24 protein-coding genes are annotated in these 22073 nt (G+C 46.6%); 18 read left to right on the forward strand and 6 right to left on the reverse strand.

Translation table 11 applies throughout. The features are described from left to right. Positions 1–7: 7 nt before the first annotated feature. From GA693_RS00770 to yjgA, 8 genes are all read left to right on the forward strand, one after another. Positions 8–421: a ComEA family DNA-binding protein gene (locus GA693_RS00770; protein ID WP_160241606.1), complete on the forward strand. Its 414-nt coding sequence runs from the start codon at positions 8–10 to the stop codon at positions 419–421. A gap of 136 nt (positions 422–557) precedes the next feature. Beyond that, the gene (pcnB, locus tag GA693_RS00775) at positions 558–2030 is read left to right on the forward strand and encodes a polynucleotide adenylyltransferase PcnB (RefSeq protein ID WP_005182410.1); all 1473 of its coding nucleotides are present in this window, start codon (positions 558–560) and stop codon (positions 2028–2030) included. Then, positions 2027–2515 (forward strand): 2-amino-4-hydroxy-6-hydroxymethyldihydropteridine diphosphokinase, encoded by a 489-nt coding sequence (gene folK / locus GA693_RS00780; protein WP_160241605.1) that lies wholly within the window; start codon positions 2027–2029, stop codon positions 2513–2515. Before pcnB ends, folK begins: the two co-directional genes overlap by 4 nt. Positions 2516–2560: 45 nt before the next feature. Continuing rightward, positions 2561–3370 (forward strand): 3-methyl-2-oxobutanoate hydroxymethyltransferase, encoded by an 810-nt coding sequence (gene panB / locus GA693_RS00785; protein ID WP_160241604.1) that lies wholly within the window; start codon positions 2561–2563, stop codon positions 3368–3370. A 3-nt stretch (positions 3371–3373) separates the two neighbouring features. Beyond that, positions 3374–4219, forward strand: a complete 846-nt coding sequence (gene panC / locus GA693_RS00790; RefSeq protein WP_005182413.1) for a pantoate--beta-alanine ligase — start codon at positions 3374–3376, stop codon at positions 4217–4219. 27 nt (positions 4220–4246) lie between these two features. Continuing rightward, positions 4247–5098, forward strand: coding sequence for an RNase adapter RapZ (gene rapZ, locus GA693_RS00795; protein ID WP_160241603.1), 852 nt, complete (start codon positions 4247–4249; stop codon positions 5096–5098). Continuing rightward, on the forward strand, positions 5095–5364 hold the full coding sequence (locus GA693_RS00800) for an HPr family phosphocarrier protein (protein ID WP_034598158.1): 270 nt from the start codon (positions 5095–5097) through the stop codon (positions 5362–5364). The genes rapZ and GA693_RS00800 overlap by 4 nt, the downstream gene beginning before the upstream one ends. 2 nt (positions 5365–5366) lie before the next feature. Further along, positions 5367–5900 (forward strand): ribosome biogenesis factor YjgA, encoded by a 534-nt coding sequence (gene yjgA / locus GA693_RS00805; RefSeq protein WP_005182421.1) that lies wholly within the window; start codon positions 5367–5369, stop codon positions 5898–5900. Positions 5901–6030: 130 nt separating this feature from the next. Here yjgA and GA693_RS00810 read toward each other — a convergent pair whose 3' ends face one another. Continuing rightward, positions 6031–7674, reverse strand: coding sequence for an acyl-CoA synthetase (locus GA693_RS00810; protein WP_160241602.1), 1644 nt, complete (start codon positions 7672–7674; stop codon positions 6031–6033). Between the two features lie 498 nt (positions 7675–8172). On the opposite strand from GA693_RS00810, the gene thrS reads away from it, so the two are divergent. The 4 genes from thrS to GA693_RS00830 all read left to right on the forward strand — a co-directional run bounded on the left by thrS (position 8173) and on the right by GA693_RS00830 (position 12052). After that, on the forward strand, positions 8173–10095 hold the full coding sequence (gene thrS, locus GA693_RS00815) for a threonine--tRNA ligase (protein ID WP_016659522.1): 1923 nt from the start codon (positions 8173–8175) through the stop codon (positions 10093–10095). A 5-nt stretch (positions 10096–10100) separates the two neighbouring features. Next, positions 10101–10652, forward strand: coding sequence for a translation initiation factor IF-3 (gene infC, locus GA693_RS00820; RefSeq protein ID WP_160241813.1), 552 nt, complete (start codon positions 10101–10103; stop codon positions 10650–10652). A gap of 270 nt (positions 10653–10922) precedes the next feature. Continuing rightward, the gene (locus GA693_RS00825; protein ID WP_160241601.1) at positions 10923–11540 is read left to right on the forward strand and encodes a glutathione S-transferase N-terminal domain-containing protein; all 618 of its coding nucleotides are present in this window, start codon (positions 10923–10925) and stop codon (positions 11538–11540) included. A gap of 89 nt (positions 11541–11629) precedes the next feature. Next, positions 11630–12052, forward strand: a complete 423-nt coding sequence (locus GA693_RS00830; protein WP_005182435.1) for a YqaA family protein — start codon at positions 11630–11632, stop codon at positions 12050–12052. 1 nt (position 12053) lies between these two features. Here the strand turns inward: GA693_RS00830 and GA693_RS00835 are convergent, their stop codons facing one another. Then, complete coding sequence (locus tag GA693_RS00835; protein WP_005182437.1) at positions 12054–12782, reverse strand: energy transducer TonB; 729 nt, start codon at positions 12780–12782, stop codon at positions 12054–12056. Positions 12783–13077: 295 nt separating this feature from the next. Between GA693_RS00835 and rpmI the strand changes: the two genes are divergently transcribed. The 3 genes from rpmI to GA693_RS00850 all read left to right on the forward strand — a co-directional run bounded on the left by rpmI (position 13078) and on the right by GA693_RS00850 (position 14261). After that, positions 13078–13272: a 50S ribosomal protein L35 gene (rpmI, locus tag GA693_RS00840; protein ID WP_001096359.1), complete on the forward strand. Its 195-nt coding sequence runs from the start codon at positions 13078–13080 to the stop codon at positions 13270–13272. 12 nt (positions 13273–13284) lie between these two features. Continuing rightward, positions 13285–13644: a 50S ribosomal protein L20 gene (rplT, locus tag GA693_RS00845; protein ID WP_005182440.1), complete on the forward strand. Its 360-nt coding sequence runs from the start codon at positions 13285–13287 to the stop codon at positions 13642–13644. A gap of 86 nt (positions 13645–13730) precedes the next feature. Then, on the forward strand, positions 13731–14261 hold the full coding sequence (locus GA693_RS00850; protein ID WP_160241600.1) for an AAA family ATPase: 531 nt from the start codon (positions 13731–13733) through the stop codon (positions 14259–14261). On the opposite strand, the gene GA693_RS00855 is transcribed toward GA693_RS00850, so the two are convergent. Further along, a complete protein-coding gene (locus tag GA693_RS00855) occupies positions 14258–15286 on the reverse strand; it encodes a hypothetical protein (RefSeq protein ID WP_160241599.1) in 1029 nt (342 codons plus the stop codon). The two genes, GA693_RS00850 and GA693_RS00855, sit on opposite strands and share 4 nt — an antisense overlap. 158 nt (positions 15287–15444) lie before the next feature. Between GA693_RS00855 and pheS the strand changes: the two genes are divergently transcribed. The 3 genes from pheS (at position 15445) to GA693_RS00870 (ending at position 19222) form a co-directional block, all read left to right on the forward strand. Continuing rightward, a complete protein-coding gene (gene pheS / locus GA693_RS00860) occupies positions 15445–16425 on the forward strand; it encodes a phenylalanine--tRNA ligase subunit alpha (protein WP_160241598.1) in 981 nt (326 codons plus the stop codon). Positions 16426–16547: 122 nt separating this feature from the next. Next, on the forward strand, positions 16548–18929 hold the full coding sequence (pheT, locus tag GA693_RS00865; protein WP_160241597.1) for a phenylalanine--tRNA ligase subunit beta: 2382 nt from the start codon (positions 16548–16550) through the stop codon (positions 18927–18929). Beyond that, positions 18926–19222: an integration host factor subunit alpha gene (locus tag GA693_RS00870; RefSeq protein WP_004649746.1), complete on the forward strand. Its 297-nt coding sequence runs from the start codon at positions 18926–18928 to the stop codon at positions 19220–19222. Before pheT ends, GA693_RS00870 begins: the two co-directional genes overlap by 4 nt. A gap of 152 nt (positions 19223–19374) precedes the next feature. Here the strand turns inward: GA693_RS00870 and GA693_RS00875 are convergent, their stop codons facing one another. From GA693_RS00875 to trxA, 3 genes are all read right to left on the reverse strand, one after another. Then, positions 19375–19683 (reverse strand): hypothetical protein, encoded by a 309-nt coding sequence (locus tag GA693_RS00875; protein ID WP_005182453.1) that lies wholly within the window; start codon positions 19681–19683, stop codon positions 19375–19377. A 412-nt stretch (positions 19684–20095) separates the two neighbouring features. Then, on the reverse strand, positions 20096–21364 hold the full coding sequence (gene rho, locus GA693_RS00880) for a transcription termination factor Rho (RefSeq protein WP_005182456.1): 1269 nt from the start codon (positions 21362–21364) through the stop codon (positions 20096–20098). 327 nt (positions 21365–21691) lie between these two features. Further along, on the reverse strand, positions 21692–22018 hold the full coding sequence (gene trxA / locus GA693_RS00885; protein WP_016659515.1) for a thioredoxin: 327 nt from the start codon (positions 22016–22018) through the stop codon (positions 21692–21694). Between the last annotated feature and the right edge of the window lie 55 nt (positions 22019–22073).

The raw sequence follows: 22073 nt of genomic DNA on the forward strand, positions 1-22073 counted from the left end.
AGTGACCATGACAAGAAGAATAAGATTTCAACACGCTCAAGCTCTAATTCAACTGGCGTTAATGTTCTGCCTGTTTTGTAGTTTTTTCGCGCTGCAAAATGCGCAGGCAGAAAATTATGATGCGCGTTATCTGCGATGGAAGGCTGAACAAGAGGCAATTGATGCGCGTTTAAGCCCGTCGGCTTCTACGAAGACTTCCCAACCCCGTTCAGCTAGCGCAGGCAGCAGTGAAAAAATTAATCTGAATATGGCAACAGCCGCACAATTACAGCAATTATCTGGCGTGGGACAAAAGAAGGCGGAAGCCATTATTGAGTACCGCAATCGGCATGGAAAATTCAAACGGATTGAAGATTTACAGCTGGTCAAAGGGATTGGACCGGCATTATTGGCCAAAAACCGGCACCGGCTGGGTATTTAATCGGGTCTGATCATCGGCCAACACCGCATCAGCCGGGCCCGAGTATTGAGATAATCAAATTGCCCTTTGATTGTGTTAGAGATATGATTAGCGTCATCTAATCTATTTTACGTTCAGACGTAGGAGACAGCGTCTTTTGCAAACTTTGCGCGCGTCAAAATGTGGTTTATCAACCACGCAATTACCTGCTTACATTCTAGATGTTATTGATGCTTTAACCAAAGCTGGCTATGAAGCTTATATCGTTGGTGGTGGTGTTCGTGACCTGATGTTGGGCCTGAATCCGAAGGATTTTGATGCCGTGACCAATGCCACGCCATCTCAGGTCAAAGAGGTGTTCGGACGCCGCTGTCGCATTATCGGACGCCGCTTTGAGCTGGCTCATGTCTATTCTGGACGTGAACTGGTGGAAGTTGCTACCTTCCGTGCACCACCGAAAAGAGCGGTGACCTCTGCTGCGGGCATGATTTTAAGAGACAATAACTGGGGCACGATTGAGCAGGATTTTGCCCGTCGTGATTTCAGTATCAATGCTTTGTATTATCAGCCACGTAAAGGAATTGTGCTGGATTTCTGTCATGCAGTTGATGACATTAAATCCAAAACCTTGCGTCTGCTCGGTGATCCGACCGTCCGTTTTGAAGAAGATCCGGTGCGGATGCTGCGGACCTTACGTTTTGCGGCCAAGCTGAATTTCAATATTGATCCGGCCATTCTGGAGATTTTTACTCCGGAAATGACTCAGTTGCTGCGCGATGTTTCTCCGCACCGTCTGTATGATGAATCGCAAAAACTGTTCACCATGGGGCATTTAAATCGCGTCTTGCCGATGCTGATTGACTTCGGTATCTGGCGTCAGCTTTTTGCCGACATCAAGCCGGACATCACACCCTTTATTGAATTGGCTGCAAAAAATACCGATCAGCGCATTGCGATTGGCAAAACCATCAACCCGGCCTTTTTCTATGCGGTGCTGCTGTGGAAGCCATTTTTAGAGCGCTGTGATTTTTATCTGTCCAAAGGGGTAATTCCGGCAGAAGCACGTGCCCAGGCTGGACTGGATGTGTTGAAACGTCAGGCCACCCGCACGGTGATTCCGCGTTTTGCTGAAACCTTTATTCGTGAAGTCTGGGAAATGCAAACCCGTTTGCTGAATCCAAAACCTCAGCAAATTGCTGCCCTGTCCAACCATGCACGTTTCCGTGCCGGTTTCGACTTTTTGCTGCTGCGTGAAAGATCTGGCGATGCTCAGACTCAAGAGATGGGTACGTGGTGGGATCAGTACCAGACCATGAGCACCGATGAAAAAGAACGTGCCATTGGCCAGTACAACCGTCAGCGGGCCAAGAGCCGTCGCAAAGCTGCACAGGAAGAACATCTGGAGCAGCAGCTGAATGCCGCGCAGACCGCCGAAATTGAACCGCTGGTGAATGAGCCGGAGCCACGCAGCCGCCGTGCCCGTAAAGCCAAACAGCAGGAAGACGCCCGTGCCCAGGTTGCATCAACATCATCAAGCAATGGCTCGGGGATTGGTGCAGACCATCCAATTCTGAAGCGCAAGCGGGTACAACGTGATTTAAGTCAGGTTATTTTCGGGCCAACACAATGAGTAGGGTGACTTATATTGGCCTGGGCAGTAACCTGGGTGATTCACGCCAGATTCTGACCGAAGCTGTACACAAGCTGGCAACGTTGGGTCAGGTCAAAACCTCTAAACTGTATCAAAGTCCGCCGATGGGGCCACAAGACCAGCCGAATTATTTAAATGCGGTGATACAGCTGCGTACAGATTTACCGGCGCTGGAATTGCTGGATCAGCTGCAACGTTTTGAGCAGGAAGCCGGACGGGTGCGTTTACGCCATTGGGGTGAACGCACGCTCGATCTGGATTTACTCCTCTATGGACAGGAGCAGATTCAGCATGAACGTCTGACTGTGCCGCATGTCGGCGTTTTAGAGCGCGATTTCGTGGTGATTCCATTACTGGATTTAGACCCCGAACTGCGTGTGCATACGCAATTATTAAAAGACTTGCCGTTCATTCAACAGCCCGCACTGGATGTGCTGGACCATGAACACTGGGCAAATATTTAAAGTGATTTTTAGCATGTTCTATGCTTTTCCTAGAGGAACATCTCCATGATTAGTCTCAGTGACTTAAGACAATTTAAAGCCGATGGTCGCAAATTCTCCTGCCTGACTTGTTATGATGCGAGTATGGCCAAGGCAATGGAAATTGCTGAAATTGATAGTATTTTAATTGGCGACTCGCTGGGGATGTCGATTCAGGGCCGTGACTCTACCTTGCCGGTGACCGTTGAAGATATGGCCTATCATACGGCAGCAGTGCGTCGTGGCAATCAGCATGCCTTTATCATGACCGATCTGCCATTTATGAGTTATGCCACCTTGAATGATGCACTGCAAAGCTCGAAAACCGTGATGCAGGCCGGTGCGCAAATGGTCAAAATGGAAGGTGGTGCCTGGCTGGCTGAAACCGTAGAAGTGCTGACCCGTAACGGAATTCCAGTGTGTGTGCATTTGGGCCTGACGCCGCAATCGGTACATGTCTTTGGCGGTTATAAACTCCAGGCGCGTACCCGTGAAGCGGCAGACAAGTTGATTGCTGACTGTCAGGCGGTGGTTGATGCTGGTGCTGCGCTGTTATTGCTGGAATGTGTACCTGCACAGCTTGGTCAGGAAATTAGTGTCCTGTTTCCGCATATTCCGGTAATTGGGATTGGTGCCGGTGCAGACACCGATGGTCAGGTGCTGGTGGTGCAAGATATGCTGGGTCTGACGTTTGGCCGCGTTGCCAAATTTGTACGGAACTTTATGAAAGAGCAGTCTGGTGAAACGGCCATTTTAGATGCCTTCAAAGCCTATCATGCTGCGGTACAAGATGGTTCTTTCCCGGCACGTGAACAAACTTTCCAAGTTGAGTTGTAAAACATGAAAACAGAAACCACGATTCAGGGATTGGCAGCCTCATTAAATCCTGCACGTGCAGCGCGTAAAATTATTGGTTTTGTCCCGACCATGGGCAATTTGCATGAAGGCCATCTGAGCCTGGTGCGTGAAGCGCGTCAATTATGTGATGTGGTGGTGGTCAGCATCTTCGTGAACCCGATTCAGTTTGGTCCAAATGAAGACTTTGACAACTATCCACGGACCTTGGAACAAGACAGTCAATTGCTGGCAGAAGCCGGTTGTGACATCGTATTTGCACCTTCTGTCGAGCAAATGTATGGCAAAAACCCGCGTTTAACCAACATCAGTGTGTCTGAAATTACCGAAGACCTGTGTGGTTTGCAGCGTCCGGGACATTTTGATGGTGTCGCGGTGGTGGTGACCAAGCTGTTTAATATTGTGCAGCCGAACTATGCCTTCTTTGGCCAAAAAGATTATCAACAGCTGGCGGTGATCCGTCAGTTTGTACGTGACCTGAATATTCCGCTGGAAGTGATTGGCGTGCCAATTGTCCGGGCAGAGGATGGTCTGGCGCTCAGTTCACGTAACGGTTATTTAAGTGAACAGGAACGTAAAACGGCACCAGTAATTTATCAAAGCCTGAAAAATGCTGAACAGGCACTGCAACAGGGTGAAAAGCTGTCAGAAGTGTTAGCGAATATTAAGGCAGCATTGACGCAGGCCGGCTTTGTTGTGGACTATGTAGAGGCACGTACACCTGAACTGCAAAAAATTGATGAATTTAATCAAGAGATTGTTTTGTTCGTGGCGGCAAAATTGGGAAGCACCCGCTTAATTGATAATATGCAGATCAAACCGACTGCATAGCTCAGCAATGGAAAGGACAGCCTTGTCATGAAGCGTATTTTGATTGTGACCGGACAATCAGGTTCAGGAAAATCCTCGGCATTACAAGTGTTGGAAGATTTGGGTTATTACTGTATTGATAATTTACCTTTGGCATTGCTTCCCGAAATTGTGGATAAACTGGATCAGGAAAATAACTTGGAACAGTTGGCATTGGGGGTAGATGTACGCAGTACCCGTGCCGACTTGCAAGAGTTTGATTTGGTATTTGAGCAACTGCAAAAGCATGGTTCAGTCGATATTATTTATCTGACCACGCAAGATCAGGAATTGATTGCCCGTTTTAGCGCATCACGCCGTCCGCATCCACTCTCTAGCCGTTTTAAAAGCTTGAATGAATGCATTCAGGAAGAAAAAGTCCTGCTTATGCCGATTCAGCTGCGCTCCACGGTGCACATTGATACCACCGACAAGAGTGTGCATGACTTAAAACACACCTTGCTGTCGAAGCTGGGCCAGACCGATAAGCTGATTGTGATTTTGCAATCTTTTGGCTACAAGCATGGTATTCCGCTGGATGCCGACTATGTCTTTGATATCCGGCATTTGCCGAACCCACATTGGGATCTGTCTTTGCGCAAATATTCCGGGCTGGATGAGCCGGTGCAACAGTTTCTGGAACAGCATGAACAGACCAATGAAATGTTCCAGGATATTTATCAGTTTTTAAATAAATGGCTGCCTGCATTTGCAGAAGGGCATCGTCATTATATGACCATCTCTATTGGCTGTACCGGTGGGCAGCACCGATCTGTTTATATGGTGGATAGACTAAAAAAGGCACTTGAGGCACAATGGTCTATTCAAGTCTTACACCGGGAAATGAAGCACTGGTCATGATTGACACAACTGTTGACGTAATTAATAAACTAGGTTTACATGCGCGTGCATCAGGCAAACTGATTGAAGTCACCACGAAATTCCGTTCGTCCATTCAAATTGGCAAAGGTGACAAGTTGGTCGATGCAAAAAATATCATGTCCCTGCTCATGCTCGGCGCAGGTAAGGGCACAACTTTACGTTTAGTGATTGAAGGTGCAGATGAAGAACAAGCTTTATCTGAAATTCAGGCACTTTTTGCAGCAAAATTTTACGAGGCAGATTAATCGTGGCACGTCGACCGCACCGTTTTACCGAAGATGATTTCGAATCTTTAGAAGGACGTGCAAGTAAAACTGAACAGAAAAAAGCCGTACAGCGTATGGCTGCTTTGGGCGAGCAGTTGGCTCAACTGAACCCGAAGCAAATTCAAAAGCTTCCTGTAGATGAGCGTTTAATTGATGCACTCATTGAAGTGCAGAATATCAGTTCGCATGAGGCGCGTCGCCGTCAGTTCCAGCGGATTGGGAAACTGCTGCGCAATGAAGATGAATCGGTGATTCTGTCTTATTTAACCCCGCAGCAGGGTGCCAAAAAAACCGCACAGCTGCAACGCTGGGTCGAGCGGATTATTAAAGATGGTGATCCGGTAATTAATGATTTCTGCAAAACTTATAATGCGGCAGAACGACATACCCTGCGTCAGCATGTGTTGCGCATTCACCGTGATTTGAAAGTGGAAATGCCGGAAGCAGAGCTGGAAGCATCCAAGTTAAAATTATTTAACTATGTGCAGCAAGTGGCGCTGTTATCTGACAATTAAGCTAATCAGACTTCATCTGGTCCGAAGCCATTAAAAACGACTCAATGGAGTCGTTTTTTTATTGCGGTTCATTTTTGGGTGACTGATTTGAAAACGGGCACTATGACCCGCATCAACATCTCAGCTGGCTTTAACCGAACTCGCCGACAGCGCGTTCTTTGGCCCATTCACGTAATACAAACTTCTGTAATTTGCCGGTCGAGGTTTTAGGAATCTCGGTAATCACCACTTCTTTTGGCACTTTAAAGCGCGCCAGATGCTGCTGGCAGAAGGCAATGATTTCATCTTCGGTCACGATTTTACCTTCTTTAATTTCAATAAAGGCGCACGGGACTTCCTGCCAGCGCGGATCCGGTTTGGCCACCACTGCCGCGGTGAGGACCGCAGGGTGCTGGTACAGCACCTCTTCAACCTCCAGCGAGGAAATATTTTCACCGCCGGAAATAATCACATCCTTGGAGCGGTCGGTAATTTTGGCATAGCCATCCGGCTGGCAAACGGCCAGGTCGCCGGTATGGAACCAGCCACCGGCAAAGGCTTCGGCCGTCGCTTCCGGATTTTTTAAATAGCCTTTCATCACGATATTGCCACGGAACATAATTTCGCCCATGGTTTCGCCATCGTTCGGTACCGGTTGCATGGTCTCCGGGTCGAGGACTTTCATGCCATCTTGCAGCGGATACGGCACGCCTTGGCGTGAATGCAATTGCGCCTGTTCCTGAATAGTCAGCTCAGACCAGCCAGCTTGTGATGCACATAGCGCCGATGGGCCATAGGTTTCAGTTAAGCCATAAACATGGGTCACGTTAATGCCCAGATTACGCATCCCTTCAATAATCGCCGCAGGTGGTGCAGCACCGGCCACCATCACTTCTACGCGATGCTCAATTTTGATCTGTTGCTGTTCCGGAGCATTAATCAGCATCGACAGTACAATCGGTGCGCCGCAGAAGTAATCAACTTTATGTTCAGCAATCAGTTTAAAAATCAGCTCAGGATCGACTTTACGTAGGCAGATATTGGTACCGCCATTGGCTGCCATGGTCCAAGCAAAACACCAGCCGTTGCAGTGGAACAGTGGCAAGGTCCATAAATAGGTGGCACGTGGGGTCATACCGCAGGCAATAATATTACTGGCGGCATTGATATAAGCCCCACGATGATGATAGACCACGCCTTTCGGGTTGCCGGTGGTGCCAGAGGTATAGTTCAGGCTAATCGCATCCCATTCATCTTGTGGAAGTGACCATTCAAAATTGGCATCGCCTTCAGCCAGCCAGTCTTCATATTCAATCTGGCCAATCGGGGCAGTAAAGCACTGCTCATACAGCTCATCTTCAACATCAATCACAAAAATCTCTTGTGGCACCAACGCCAGCGCTTCTTTGGCCACGGCAGAAAATTCCGGATCAACCAGTAACACTTTGGATTCGGCATGTTCCAGCATAAAGGCCAGACTTTTGGCATCGAGCCGGGTGTTGAGGGTATTGAGGACGGCGCCTGCCATTGGTACGGCGAAATGTGCTTCCAGCATGGCTGGTACGTTCGGGAGTAGGGTGGACACGGTATCATTCTTGCCGACCCCCAGCTGTTGTAGCTGATGGGCAAACTGGCGGCAGCGTTGATATTTTTCTCGCCAGGTAATGCGGCGTTTACCGTGAATAATGGCGTCCTGATGCGGGTAGATATAAGCAGCGCGTTCAAGGTATCTCAGTGGAGACAAGGCCACGAAATTGGCAGGGGTACGCGGCAATTGATCATATGCGCTAACCATTATTATTACTCCCTAATCATATTTATTGTTTCTCTGGTTTAAAGATATTCATTTCAGTGCAGGCTTGCAGTTATTCTTTAGTCGAGTGAGCGGTATTGCTGCTGAATAGGCACGCTATCACCTGAAATATAAACCTTTTTTGATCCGGTAAAATTGTATAGAGATATTTCTTTTTTATCTGGGTGTAGCTGATGATGGCAGTTGCAGATAGATTGGCCAGATCAGCATATAAAAAGCCACATCATCCGTTTGACCGGTAAATCCGGAAATAAAATTGGCCCATGCAGCACATTTTTTTAAATCGGAAAAAATTAAGCATAAACACGAGGCTTAATTTGAATTTTCTCGGAGAAAAGGTTTAATCACCGCGCCAAGACGTGTAAAATTCTAGTCGATTTTTTTATTTACCACCGTTTTTTATCTTTTGAGGTTCTCCTCGATCATAATCTCGCGGTGACATGCTCCATGGTACGGGGCATCACTCCTTAAGGATTTTCTATGCCAATTATCACTTTGCCGAATGGTGATCAAAAACAATTTGATCAAGCCGTATCTGTGATGGAAGTTGCACAAAGCATCGGCCCGGGTCTTGCCAAAAATACTGTGGCAGGTCGTGTGAACGATCGTTTAGTCGATGCCTGCGATTTAATTACCGAAGATGCCACCTTACAAATCATCACACCGAAAGACGAAGAAGGGGTCGAAATTATTCGTCACTCTTGTGCGCACCTGGTGGGCCATGCGGTAAAACAATTGTTCCCTGAAGCAAAAATGGTGATTGGTCCGGTCATTGAAGAAGGTTTCTACTATGACATCTGGATGCCACGTCCATTTACTTTAGATGACATGGCGGCCATCGAAGAGCGTATGAAAAAGCTCATCGACCAGGACTACGATGTTGTGAAAAAAATGACCCCGCGTGATGAAGTTATTGCTGAGTTCACTGCGCGTGGCGAAGAATACAAACTGCGCCTGATTGCAGACATGCCTGAAGAAACTCAAATGGGCCTGTACTACCATCAGGACTATCTGGATATGTGCCGTGGTCCGCACGTACCAAATACCAAATTCTTAAAATCGTTCAAGCTGACCAAAATCTCGGGTGCTTACTGGCGCGGTGATGCCAAGAACGAGCAGCTGCAACGGATTTACGGTACCGCTTGGGCTGACAAAAAACAGCTGGCTGCCTACATCAAACGTATTGAAGAAGCAGAAAAGCGTGACCACCGTAAAATTGGTAAAGCCTTAGACCTGTTCCATATGCAGGAAGAAGCGCCGGGTATGGTGTTCTGGCATCCAAATGGCTGGACCATTTACCAGGTGCTGGAACAGTACATGCGTAAAGTGCAGCAGGACAACGGTTATCAGGAAATCCGTACTCCGCAGGTGGTCGATTTCACCTTATGGGAAAAATCGGGTCATGCCGCGAACTATGCGGAAAACATGTTTACCACGCATTCTGAAAACCGTAACTACGCAGTGAAGCCAATGAACTGCCCATGTCACGTGCAGGTGTTTAACCAGGGCCTAAAGTCGTATCGTGATTTACCAATCCGTCTGGCAGAATTTGGTTCATGTCACCGTAACGAGCCATCGGGTTCATTGCACGGTATTATGCGGGTACGTGGTTTCACTCAAGATGATGCGCATATTTTCTGTACCAAAGAGCAGATTGGCCAAGAGGTTGCTGACTTTATTCAGTTAACCTTAGATGTCTACAAAGACTTTGGCTTTGAAGATGTGCAAATGAAGTTATCGACTCGTCCTGAAAAACGTGTGGGTGATGATGCACTGTGGGATCTGGCAGAAAAATCACTGGCCGATGCTTTGGATGCAGCGGGTCTGGCCTGGGAACTACAGCCGGGTGAAGGCGCATTCTATGGTCCGAAAATTGAATTCTCATTGAAAGACTGCTTAGGCCGTGTATGGCAGTGCGGTACCATTCAGTGTGACTTTAACTTGCCAGAACGTTTAGATGCTTCTTATGTGACGGAAGATAACGACCGTGATCAGCCGGTAATGTTACACCGTGCGATTCTTGGAAGTTTTGAGCGTTTTATTGGTATACTTATTGAGCATTATGCAGGCTTTATGCCACCTTGGTTATCGCCAACACAAGCCTGTGTAATGAATATTACCGACGCGCAAGCTGAAGCCTGTGGGTCAGTCGTCGAGAAACTGAAAGAAAACGGTATTCGTGCGATTTCTGACTTGAGAAATGAGAAAATCGGCTTTAAGATTCGTGAACGTACTTTAGAGCGTATTCCTTACTTGCTGGTTCTTGGCGACCGTGAAGTAGAGGAAGGTACAGTGAACGTGCGTACCCGCTCAGGAAAAAATTTGGGTACTATGTCAATTGATGCTTTCGTTGACCTAGTAAAAGCAGCCGTTGCCGAACGCGGCCGGTACATTGTGGAGTAAGAAAGATTAAACAGCCTGACCGTAACCAACAACAAGGTGCTAAGAGTAACCGCCCTGCAATTAATGACGAGATCCGTGCAAAAGAAGTACGCCTCGTTGCAGCGGATGGTGAACAAAAAGGAATTGTTTCTTTAGCGGAAGCATTGCGTGCTGCAGAGGATGCAGATCTTGACCTCGTTGAGATTGTGGCAAATGCAGAGCCGCCTGTTTGTAAAATCATGGATTACAACAAGCACTTGTTTGACCTGAAGCAAAAGCAAAAAGATGCCAAGAAAAAGCAGCATCAAGTGCAGGTAAAAGAAATTAAATTGCGCCCAGCAACCGATGTAGGTGACTACAACGTAAAACTGCGTGCAATTATCAAATTCCTTGAAGAAGGCAACAAAGTCAAAATCACACTGCGTTTCCGTGGTCGTGAAATGGCTCACCAACAGTTAGGTTTGGCTCAATTACAAAAAGTTGAAGCTGACGTAGTTGAATATGGTGTAGTTGAACAGGCGCCAAAAATGGAAGGTCGTCAAATGGGTATGCTGCTTGGACCGAAAAAGAAAAAGTAAGCATCTCCGAATCAAAAAAGCACTGCCCAGCAGTGCTTTTTTTGTGACTACAGTTTATGAGGTCACTAATATTTTGACATAATGATCGTTCGGTATGTTGAGCAGCTCAGCATACTTTGCATGATAAAAGCCCGGTGACTTTTGAACAGCTGCGGGTCATCTCTGGTGTTTAATTTTTATGTGACAACAGTTGCCCTGCTCAGGCTTATCTCGTATCTTTAACGGCAGAGCAATAACACATGACAACGACAAGAGCGCAAGGATATACACATGATTGATCTTTATTATTGGGGCACGCCCAATGGTCATAAAATTACGATTGCCTTAGAAGAAATGGCGCTGCCATACCAGATTTTCCCGATTAACATCCTTGAAAACGACCAGTTCCAGCCAGATTTTCTGCGCATTTCTCCCAACAATAAAATTCCAGCTATCGTCGATCAGGATGGACCGAATGGCCAGCCGATTTCGATTTTTGAATCGGGGGCAATCTTGCAATATCTGGGCCGTAAAACCGGCATGTTCTATCCGGTAGATGAGCTCGAGCGGGTAGAGGTGGAGCAGTGGCTGATGTGGCAAATGGGTGGCTTAGGCCCGATGCTCGGTCAGAACCATCACTTTAGCCGCTTTGCACCCGAGCGTATTGCCTATGCCACCGAGCGTTATGTCAATGAAAGCAAACGTCTGTATGGCGTGTTAAACAAGCAGCTGATCGGGCAGAAATATGTAGCCGGTGAATATTCAATTGCCGATATGGCGATTTTACCGTGGTTGTTACGCCATGAATGGCAGCAGATTCCGCTAGAAGATTATCCGCATGTGCAGGATTATATTGAGCGTTTAACCGCCCGTTCGGCAGTACAACGCGCCCTGGCAATTCAGGTTTAAATAATCATCATAAAATCACCTAAAGCATCTTCGGGTGCTTTTTTTGTGATTTCAGTTAAGATGGGCAGAACCTGTTAACTGCATCTGTTATGGCTTATCTGCTGTTATTTCTGTCGGCCTTTGGGGCGGCTACCTTATTGCCGTTGCAATCTGAAGCGGTATTACTGGGCCTGCTCATTCAAGAGCAACATTCGGTGATGGCTTTAATAGCCATCGCCAGTCTGGGCAATATTCTGGGCAGCTGTGTGAACTGGTGGTTAGGACTCAAGATCGAGCAGTATAAAGACAAGCGCTGGTTTCCGGTGTCTGAACCCAAGCTGCAGCAGGCACAGCAGATTTATCGGAAATATGGCTTCTGGTCCTTACTGCTGAGCTGGGTGCCGGTGATTGGTGATCCAATCACCCTAATTGCCGGTTTAATGAAAGAAAACTTCGCCCGATTTCTGCTGATGGTGAGTGTAGCCAAAATCGGGCGTTATCTGTTTATTTATCTGGCTTATGCCATGTTCTAGTTTAGCCCTCACATTCTGCTGGCTGAAAACGGACTTCATCTTTCAGGCTGGATTTTTTATAGATCCAGAATTTGCGTGGTACATCGACCTGTGCACCTTGCAGCGCCTGAATCAGTTTCTGGTCCAGCGCATAACGGCCGGAGCCTTGCTGAATTTTAACCTTGTGGATGTTGCCGTATTTATCGGCTTTCATTTTGAACTGAATCCGGCGGGCATGACCATTTAACTCATCTTCGGTGACGTTCAGTTGAGGCTGGCTGCGATATTGAAACGCGCTTTTTGCGCCAGCTTGCTGCGCTTGCCAGACAGTCGAGTCAAAGCTGTAGTGGCAGTCCTGAGCAGTATCTTTTAAATCCAGATGAAAGACCTGATAACCAATCACTGGAACCGGGGTATCATCGACCAGATGTGGTTTGATTCTGGCCTGTTTTACCGCCTGGCTAATCAGCTGATCTAAAGATTTTAGTCCGGTGCTTTCCTGTACCGTGACCTTGTTGATTTGCCCCGATTCATCGGCATGAATCCGTAAAATGGCCGCGCGGTTTTGCTGCTTTAAATCGGCATTGCTATAACGCAGCTGCGGAAACTCGGTCCATTGAATACGCGTGGTCAGATGGGCGGCCAACGCCGAGGTTTTTTGTACTTGCAGTTGTTCGGCAGGGGCAGCAATGGCAAGCGTGGCACTAAGCGGCAGTGCCAGACACAGACTCAGGCAAATGGTTTTTTTCATGAGGATTAGCTTGTTGTTGGGCAAAAGAAGGAACGCTGCGCAGTATTTCCTGAATCGGGCTTCAGTACAAGTCTTCCGCTATAAAAATAAGATGTTCCATCTTCATGTTTTGGCTGTTCAATAACAAGGAGAGATCCTGCTAATCTCAAAGACCTCATCTGCCAATAGAAGGCGAGCGACTTTTGCAATATTTGCTTTTGTTTTAGACAAAGATGCTTTAGAATACGTGCTCCCTTACCTGCAGGTCGTTTGTAATGGTGCAAATGAGCCGAACAGGTACTTAAAAGAGGTTGTTATGGCTAAGTTAAAAACTCGCCGTGGTGCAGCTAAACGTTTCAAAGCGACTGCTAACGGTTTCAAGCGTAAACAAGCGTTCAAACGCCACATTTTGACCAAAAAATCTGCTAAACGTATCCGTCAATTGCGCGGCTGTGTAATGGTTCACGTGAGTGACGTTGCTTCAGTTCGTCGTATGTGCCCATACATCTAAGGAGATTTATAAATGGCTCGTGTAAAACGTGGTGTACAGGCTCATCGCCGTCATAAAAAAATTCTTGCTCGTGCTAAAGGTTACTATGGTGCTCGTTCACGCGTATATCGCGTAGCGTTCCAAGCGGTAATCAAAGCAGGTCAATACGCTTACCGTGACCGTCGTCAGAAGAAACGTCAATTCCGTGCTCTATGGATTGCGCGTATCAATGCTGGTGCTCGTCAAAACGGCTTGTCTTACAGCCGTATGATTGCTGGTTTGAAGAAAGCTCAAGTGATCATCGACCGTCGCGTACTTGCTGACATCGCTATGCATGACGCAGTTGCATTTGCTGCTTTAGCTGAAAAAGCGAAAGGTGCATTGGCTGCCTAAGTCCTCGTGACTTAAAAGAAGACCGCTTTATGCGGTCTTTTTTATTGCGCAGAATCAGGGTCTGAATGATAGAGTAGGGAAATTGTATGCAGCGAATTAATGTGGTTGGTACTTCGGCTTCAGGCAAATCGACTTTTGCCCGGGCGCTGGCAGAAAAGCTGGGACTGGCCTATATCGAGCTGGATAATCTGTTCTGGTTAGATGACTGGCAGCAAAGTGCTGATACAGATTTTTTTGCCAAAATTCAGGCAGCCAGTGAGCAGGCACCCAATGGCTATGTGATTGATGGCAACTATACTCGCACCATTCCCATTAAATGGGCGCAGGCCGATACCATCATCTGGCTGGATTTACCGTTTCATACCAATTTGCTGCGCTCTGTACAACGCGCCGTGCAGCGCGCGGTTTCACAGCAAACCCTCTGGTCCAATTCTAATAATCGGGAAACGATCAGGCAGCTGTTTAGTCGCGATTCGATTGTCTGGTGGATGATCAAGACCCATCAGAAAAATCGCCGGCATTATCTGCAGCTGATGCAATCTCCTGAATATGCCCATCTGCACTGGATTCGGCTGACCTCAGTGGTTGAGGTTGAGCGATTTTTAAACAGTGTTTAAAGTCCGAAATAATAGGCCAATAAACAAATCACCACGGTAATAAGAATTAGCTTGATGACCCCGGTCGCACCAACTTTATGATGAGACGGTGCTTTGGCTGAATGCGCTGCTTGCGCATGGGTGGTCTTGCTGTCAGATGCGAACGGTTCCAGCGGATTCGGCTGTGCGGTGGGCGTCAGCTGGGCACTTTGGTAATGGTTGGCTACCTTGACAATAAATTTGGCGCTTAAATCATCCAGCTTCTGGGCAAAATGGCGCAGGTCAAGCTGTTCTTCCGGACTTAGCACCTCATTATCTGCATTATAGGGATGTTGGATTTTCTGCTGGATATTATCTTTTAGCGCTTCTAAACGGTACAGCATACGATGTGCATAATCGGCCTGATAGTGAGTCGGTAATAAAGACAGCTGATGCGGATCAGGTGTATCTGCCGTAAGCGGAACACCATAATAGGGTAAATTCTGCTGTTCAGGTGGCTGAAAGTCGGCCGCCAGTGTATGGGAAAACAGCTCCTGCTCGGTAAACAGATGAATTTCATCCCAGTGAGCGGGTTCTAGATCGGCCTCTACCTTTTTGGCCAGCTTACTATTGAGTTCATAACGCCAGAACGTTTCCTGGCGCAGTTCAATACGCTGTGCCGATGGAAATTCATAATCATTGTCGGCGTTATACCATTCCGGCAATTCCTTGCCACAAATCCAGGCGAATTTTTTATGTGCTTCATGGCTGACAATAAAATGCGGGTAGGGCAGCAGCTCGACATTGGCGTTGGGATTTTTTTCATCGACCAGCAGACTGGCATTGTGCAGACTCAGTCGGGTTGTACCCTGGCGTTTTAAGCCTTCCAGCCAGATTTCAAAATGCTGGGCCAGCAGATGCTGGGAATTTAAATCACGAAACCAGAACATGTGCTGATTAAAAATGGGATGCGCACGCCAGCGACTGAAACTCAAATCCTGGCTCAGATATTCATTGCCATAGGTGACCAGGGTCAGTTGCTGTTTCCAAATTTGATCGAGCGCCATAGTGTTTGATCTCATTGATATTTTGATTATCTTATACTTTTTCCAAATTGCGATGCCAATCTAATTTTCCTGCAATGCAACTTCATTCTACTGTCCAAAAACTGTTAGAATGTGGGGTTTTTTAATTATATTCAAAATTTGTTGCTTTGAGAGTTACTATGTCACTGGAAGCCCTGACCACTGAAGCGCTCGCTGCCATTGCAGCAGCAGACGACCTTGCTACACTCGATCAAGTACGGGTGCAATTTACGGGGAAGAAAAGCCAGCTCGCGGAACAATCTAAGTCACTTGGTAAAATGGATCCTGAACAGCGTAAAGCGTTTGGTGCGCAAATCCATGCGGTGCGTGAAGCCATTAATACTGCATTAACCGAGCGTCAGGCAGAATTACAGCAAGCGGCATTAGAACAAAAACTTGCCAGCGAAACGGTGGATATTACTTTACCAGGCCGTGGTCAGACCATTGGCTCCATTCACCCGGTAACTCAGGTGCAAGAGCGTATTTGCCAGTTCTTTACCAAAGCTGGCTTTACTGTGGCTACTGGCCCAGAAGTTGAAGATGATTATCACAACTTTGAAGCGCTGAATATTCCAGGCCATCACCCGGCCCGTGCCATGCACGACACGTTCTATTTTGATGCGACTCATTTGCTGCGTACCCATACCTCTGGTGTACAGATTCGGACCATGGAAACCCAGCAGCCGCCAATCCGTATTGTCTGCCCGGGCCGTGTTTATCGCTGTGACTCCGACCAGACGCATTCACCAATGTTCCACCAAATTGAAGGTTTGTACGTGGCGGAAAACACCAGCTTTGCTGAACTGAAAGGTTTACTGGTGAACTTGCTGAACGAATTCTTTGAAAAAGATTTGAAAGTCCGTTTCCGTCCGTCGTATTTCCCGTTCACCGAGCCAAGTGCTGAAGTGGATATTATGGATGAGCGCGGTAAATGGTTAGAAGTGCTGGGCTGCGGTATGGTGCATCCAAATGTATTACGCGCGGCAGGTATTGATCCGGACAAATATAAAGGCTTTGCTTTTGGTCTGGGCGTAGAGCGTTTTGCAATGTTGCGTTATGGCATTAACGACCTACGTATGTTCTACCAGAATGATGTGCGTTTCTTACGCCAGTTTGCTTAAAACAAATTTATACCTCTCCTAAAAGGAGAGGGGTTGTCCATCGGTGACATAGGGTTCTCCCCCTTTTTTTAAGGGGGAGTTAGAGGGGGATTTTAGAGATTTGAATTACAGGTTTTATATTAATGAAAATTAGCGAAAATTGGCTACGCACGTGGGTCAACCCAGCCATCGATAGCGAAAAACTTTCTGACCAGTTAACCATGCTGGGTTTGGAAGTTGATGATTTATCTCCAGCTGCAAAACCATTTACTGGTGTAGTGGTTGGTGAAGTGCTGACGGTTGAACAACATCCAGATGCAGACCGTTTACGTGTAACGACGGTGAACATTGGTTCCGGTGAGCCTTTACAAATCGTCTGCGGCGCGCCAAACGTACGAGCAGGTATGAAAGCACCTGTGGCAACTATTGGTGCAGTATTACCAGGCGATTTTAAAATCAAGAAAGGCAAACTGCGTGGTGTGGAATCACAAGGCATGCTCTGCGGTGCATCTGAAATTGACTTAGAAGATAAAATCGACGGTCTATTAGAACTTCCTGTGGATGCACCGGTCGGTGTCAACATCCGTGAATATCTGGACCTAGATGACAACGTGATTGACATCAGCATTACGCCAAACCGTGGTGATTGTTTCAGTATTCGTGGGATCGCACGTGAAATTGGGGTGATTAACCAACTGCCTGTGACTGCGCCTGACATTCAAGAAGTGGCTGCAAGCATTTCTGATGAAAAGAAAGTGGTTGTATCTACTGAAGGCTGTCCACGTTATTTAGGTCGTGTGATCAAGAACGTGAATACCAAAGCCGCGACGCCTGAATGGATGGAGCGCGCATTGGCACGTTCGGGTATCCGTCAGCACAGCATTCTGGTTGATATTACCAACTATGTCTTGATGGAACTGGGTCAACCACTCCATGCCTTTGATGGTGCAAAAGTGCAAGGTTCAGTACAGGTGCGTCAGGCGACTGCGGGTGAAAAACTTGTTCTATTGAATGAACAAGAAGTAGAACTGCAAGACGATGTCATGGTGATTGCCGATGATGAAAAAGCTCTGGCGATTGCCGGCATCATGGGTGGTCTGTCTTCATCGGTTACCGATGAAACCACTGAAATCTTCCTGGAATCTGCTTTCTTTGCACCGCTGCATATTGCCGGTCGTGCGCGCCGTTTTGGCCTGCATACCGATGCCTCTCAGCGTTATGAGCGTGGTGTGGATTTTGAACTGCCATTGATCGCCATGCACCGTGCCTCTCAGTTAATTTCTGAGCTTGCAGGCGGTGAGTTTGGCCCAATTACGGTGGCGGAAAATGCAGCAGTATTGCCAACACGTGACGCGATTGAACTGAAACAGGCACAGGTCGATCAGCTGCTGGGTTATAGCGTAGATTCAGACTTTATTACCGATGCTTTAACACGCTTGGGTTGTGAAGTGACGGTAAAAGCGCAAGGTCAATGGTCTGTGGTACCGCCATCGCATCGTTATGACATGGCCATTTACCAGGACCTGATTGAAGAAGTCGCGCGTATTCACGGTTATGACAATATTCAAATCAGCCTGCCGGTGATTGACACCAAACTGGCGAAGTATCAGGATCAGTTTGAAGTGGCACAGCTGCGTCAAACCCTAGTGACTTTGGGCTATCAGGAAGCAATCAGCTTTAGCTTTGCTGACCTGAAACTGGAAAAACAGCTAAATGCAGCGGTCAACCCACTGGCATTGGCGAACCCGATTTCAAGCGATCTGGCGGTGATGCGTTCAACCTTGCTGTCGAGCCTGATTCCTTGCGTACAGTACAATATTAACCGTCAGCAAAGCCGTGTGCGTTTCTTTGAACTGGGTTTACGTTTTGATTATCAGAACGCAGCCTCAATTCATGACCTGAAACAGATTCCAACCCTGGCAATGATTGCTGTGGGCGCTAAAACAGCAGAATCATGGCATGGCAAGCCACAAGCCATGGACTTCTTTGACCTGAAAGGTGAAGTTGAAGAGTTGCTGGCAGCAGGTCGTGTACAGGTCGAATATGTACGCTCAGAGCGTAGCTGGTTGCATCCAGGCCAATCTGCAGAGATTCTGGTCAATGGTCAGTCAATTGGTTATTTGGGCCGTTTGCATCCATCTCTGGAAAATGAACTGGATTTGGGCACCACTTGGGTGGCGGAACTGGATCAGCAGGCTGTTTTGCAAACTTATGTATCTAATTTTACAGAATTATCACGTTTTCCGTCGGTAAGACGTGATATTGCGCTTTTAATTAGTGATAAGATTAATGTTAGCGAAATTCAGCAACTTATCGAACAAACGGGCGGCGAGCTTCTGCATTCAACCTGGTTATTCGATGTGTACACTGGTCAAGGTGTTGAAGCGGGTAAACGCTCATTGGCATTTGCACTGTTATGGCAACATCCGACACGTACGCTTGAAGATGCTGAAATTAAATCAGGTATGGACAATATCCTAAAAGTGTTAGAAAACACTTATCAAGCGACATTGAGGGCTTCATGACAGCATTAACAAAAGCAGAAATGGCTGATCATTTAAGTGAGCTCACGAGTTTAAACCGTCGTGAAGCGAAACAAATGGTCGAGTTATTCTTCGATGAGATTAGCCAGGCGCTAATCTCTGGGGAGCAGGTGAAACTTTCAGGTTTTGGTAACTTCGAGTTGCGTGATAAACGTCAACGTCCAGGCCGAAATCCGAAGACGGGTGAAGAAATTCCGATTTCTGCACGCCGGGTGGTAACCTTCCGTGCCGGACAGAAGTTCCGCCAACGTGTTGGAAATGAGCAGATCGATTGATCTGCTTTTTTTATGCTGCTAAAAAAGTAAGGGCTGAGGTTCTAACGGCAGGTATTACCGTGCTCCTTGTATGTGATGATGAGATGTTGTAAGAAATATTCAGACAATAAAAAAGAGAGCCAAAAGGCTCTCTTTTTGTCAATAATCTAAGATTATTGAGCTTCAGAAGCAGCAGCGTCAACAGCAGCATCAGCAGCATCAGTAGCAGCATCAGCAGCGTCAGTAGCAGCAGCAGCAGCAGTGTCAGCAGCATCAGCAGCAGCGTCTACAGCAGCATCAGCGCCAGAAGCAGCTTCAACAGCAGCAGCGTCAGCAGCAGCTTCAGCTTCAGAAGCAGCTACAACAGCTTCAGATGCAGCTTGGTTAGCGTCAGCAGCAGCTTCTTCAGTTTTTTTAGCACAACCAACGAAAGCTAAAGTAGTAGCAACTGCAGCAGCAATAGCGATTTTTTTGAATAACATGGCATCACTCTCTAAAAAATTGAGATTAAAAAAAACCGACGTTAGCCTGTTATATGCTTTTATTATTCCTAATTTTGTTAGGCACTAACAACGCAGGAGCAGTCTAACTGGTCTGCGAATATGCTATCACTGAGTTTTTTTAATTACTACTAGCTTGCTCTAAAAAAAGCCGAAAAAAGCCCTAAAATGCGTTGTTTTTTAACAGAAAATAACAATCAAGAGTTCAGTTTATATTGGCGAAAGGCGATTTAAATCATTAAAAACTATAGGGTTTTTTTGAAATACTTATTTATAATCATTTACTTAAAAATAAGTTTACACAGAAAACGTCCAATTGTATCTTTATGTAAAGATGGTCAACCGAAATAAAAAAGCCATCGTTATACGATGGCCTTTTTAAAAAGTTTTGATCTTAGTTGCTGGCTTTACGCTTCATATGATCAAAGAACTCGTCATTGGTTTTGGTTTCTTTCATACGATCCAGCAGGAATTCCATGGCTGCCAGTTCATCTTGGGTATGCAGCAGCTTACGCAGAATCCAGACCTTACGCAGGTTGTCTTCAGACATCAGGCGCTCTTCACGACGGGTACCTGATTTCTTGATGTTCATGGCAGGGAACACGCGTTTTTCGGCAATACGACGATCAAGCGTAATTTCCTGGTTACCGGTACCTTTGAATTCTTCGTAAATCACTTCATCCATCTTGCTGCCGGTTTCAATTAACGCGGTTGAGATGATGGTCAGTGAGCCGCCTTCTTCAATATTACGTGCGGCACCAAAGAAACGCTTTGGACGTTCCAGTGCGTGAGCATCGACACCACCAGTCAGGACTTTACCTGAAGATGGCACCACGGTGTTATAGGCACGCGCTAAACGGGTAATCGAGTCAAGCAGAATCACCACATCTTTTTTGTGTTCTACCAGACGCTTGGCTTTTTCAATTACCATTTCAGCCACTTGTACGTGACGGGCTGGAGATTCATCAAAGGTTGAGGCAACCACTTCACCACGCACGGTACGTTCCATTTCGGTCACTTCTTCCGGACGTTCGTCAATCAGCAGAACAATCAGGAATACTTCCGGGTTATTACGTACAATCGACTGGGCGATGTTTTGTAATAACATGGTTTTACCAGCTTTTGGCGGCGCTACAATAATTGAACGCTGGCCTTTACCAATTGGCGCAACCAAGTCAACCACACGCGCGGTTAAATCTTCAGTGGTACCGTTACCAAGTTCCATGACCAGTTGTTCGGTTGGGAACAGCGGGGTCAGGTTTTCAAACAGGATTTTATTGCGCGAGTTTTCTGGCGTGTCGTAGTTAATCTGGTTAACTTTTAACAGGGCAAAATAACGTTCGCCTTCTTTTGGTGGGCGAATGGTGCCGGTAATGGTGTCACCGGTACGCAGGTTAAAACGACGAATTTGCGAAGGGCTGACATAGATATCGTCAGGACCGGCTAAATAAGAGCCTGCTGCAGAGCGTAAGAAGCCAAAACCATCTGACAGAATTTCGAGCACGCCATCACCAAAAATCTCTTCGCCATTCATTGCATGACGTTTTAAGATGGCAAAAATAATGTCTTGCTTACGGTTACGAGCCATTCCTTCAAGGCCCATAAACTCGGCAATCTTGATGAGTTCGCCAATCGGTTTTTTCTTGAGTTCGGTTAAATTCATAGGTGATCAGATAGAATCAAAAATTCTGGGGTACAGGTTGGAAGGGAAGCAACATTTGACCGCATGCAGGCAATAAAACGAACGCAATTGTATTTGCACAATAACAATTCAGAGGACTGATTAATTGTTTCAGAGAAAAATGTGAAAAAACAATTTCTGTTGCCGAGCGGCATTTTTGTGTTGTGTCTTTTAAGAAACGGGCGGGACGGGAAGTCCTTTATTTCTTGAGCAAGCAATATAAGAGAGAAACGCCGATTTGTCAATTTATAGACGAAAAAAATACGCTATGAAACATAGCGTATTTTAATTTTTCTAAACAGACAGGATTTAGATGTTTTCATCAATAAATGCAGTCAGTTTCGATTTTGGTGCAGCACCAATCTGCTGGGCAACCACTTCCCCATTTTTGAACATCAACAGTGCAGGGATGTTACGGATGTTGTAGTTCACGGCAGTTTGTTCGCAAGCGGTCACGTCAACTTTCACAATTTTAACTTTGCCTTCATATTCAGTCGCCAAAACTTCAAGTACTGGCGCAATTGCCTTACAAGGCGCACACCAGCCCGCCCAGAAGTCAACCAATACAGGTGTTTCAGATTGAAGAACGTCTGCTTCGAAATTTGCATCCGTTGTGTTTACGATGTTGCCAGACATGGAATGTGCTCCAAATGAATTTTTGTATAGATAGCTATATTTATTAGTATTACAT

Origin of the sequence: Acinetobacter indicus (genome assembly GCF_009914475.1) — a bacterium.
GTDB classification, from domain to species: domain Bacteria; phylum Pseudomonadota; class Gammaproteobacteria; order Pseudomonadales; family Moraxellaceae; genus Acinetobacter; species Acinetobacter indicus.

Bases quoted from the DNA above. Each gene is read 5' to 3' on its own strand.
- GA693_RS00770 (WP_160241606.1), top strand. From the start codon at position 8: ATGACAAGAAGAATAAGATTTCAACACGCTCAAGCTCTAATTCAACTG.
- folK (WP_160241605.1), top strand. From the start codon at position 2,027: ATGAGTAGGGTGACTTATATTGGCCTGGGCAGTAACCTGGGTGATTCA.
- panB (WP_160241604.1), top strand. From the start codon at position 2,561: ATGATTAGTCTCAGTGACTTAAGACAATTTAAAGCCGATGGTCGCAAA.
- panC (WP_005182413.1), top strand. From the start codon at position 3,374: ATGAAAACAGAAACCACGATTCAGGGATTGGCAGCCTCATTAAATCCT.
- rapZ (WP_160241603.1), top strand. From the start codon at position 4,247: ATGAAGCGTATTTTGATTGTGACCGGACAATCAGGTTCAGGAAAATCC.
- GA693_RS00800 (WP_034598158.1), top strand. From the start codon at position 5,095: ATGATTGACACAACTGTTGACGTAATTAATAAACTAGGTTTACATGCG.
- GA693_RS00810 (WP_160241602.1), bottom strand. From the start codon at position 7,674: ATGGTTAGCGCATATGATCAATTGCCGCGTACCCCTGCCAATTTCGTG.
- thrS (WP_016659522.1), top strand. From the start codon at position 8,173: ATGCCAATTATCACTTTGCCGAATGGTGATCAAAAACAATTTGATCAA.
- GA693_RS00825 (WP_160241601.1), top strand. From the start codon at position 10,923: ATGATTGATCTTTATTATTGGGGCACGCCCAATGGTCATAAAATTACG.
- GA693_RS00830 (WP_005182435.1), top strand. From the start codon at position 11,630: ATGGCTTATCTGCTGTTATTTCTGTCGGCCTTTGGGGCGGCTACCTTA.
- GA693_RS00835 (WP_005182437.1), bottom strand. From the start codon at position 12,782: ATGAAAAAAACCATTTGCCTGAGTCTGTGTCTGGCACTGCCGCTTAGT.
- rpmI (WP_001096359.1), top strand. From the start codon at position 13,078: ATGGCTAAGTTAAAAACTCGCCGTGGTGCAGCTAAACGTTTCAAAGCG.
- rplT (WP_005182440.1), top strand. From the start codon at position 13,285: ATGGCTCGTGTAAAACGTGGTGTACAGGCTCATCGCCGTCATAAAAAA.
- GA693_RS00850 (WP_160241600.1), top strand. From the start codon at position 13,731: ATGCAGCGAATTAATGTGGTTGGTACTTCGGCTTCAGGCAAATCGACT.
- GA693_RS00855 (WP_160241599.1), bottom strand. From the start codon at position 15,286: ATGGCGCTCGATCAAATTTGGAAACAGCAACTGACCCTGGTCACCTAT.
- pheS (WP_160241598.1), top strand. From the start codon at position 15,445: ATGTCACTGGAAGCCCTGACCACTGAAGCGCTCGCTGCCATTGCAGCA.
- pheT (WP_160241597.1), top strand. From the start codon at position 16,548: ATGAAAATTAGCGAAAATTGGCTACGCACGTGGGTCAACCCAGCCATC.
- GA693_RS00870 (WP_004649746.1), top strand. From the start codon at position 18,926: ATGACAGCATTAACAAAAGCAGAAATGGCTGATCATTTAAGTGAGCTC.
- GA693_RS00875 (WP_005182453.1), bottom strand. From the start codon at position 19,683: ATGTTATTCAAAAAAATCGCTATTGCTGCTGCAGTTGCTACTACTTTA.
- rho (WP_005182456.1), bottom strand. From the start codon at position 21,364: ATGAATTTAACCGAACTCAAGAAAAAACCGATTGGCGAACTCATCAAG.
- trxA (WP_016659515.1), bottom strand. From the start codon at position 22,018: ATGTCTGGCAACATCGTAAACACAACGGATGCAAATTTCGAAGCAGAC.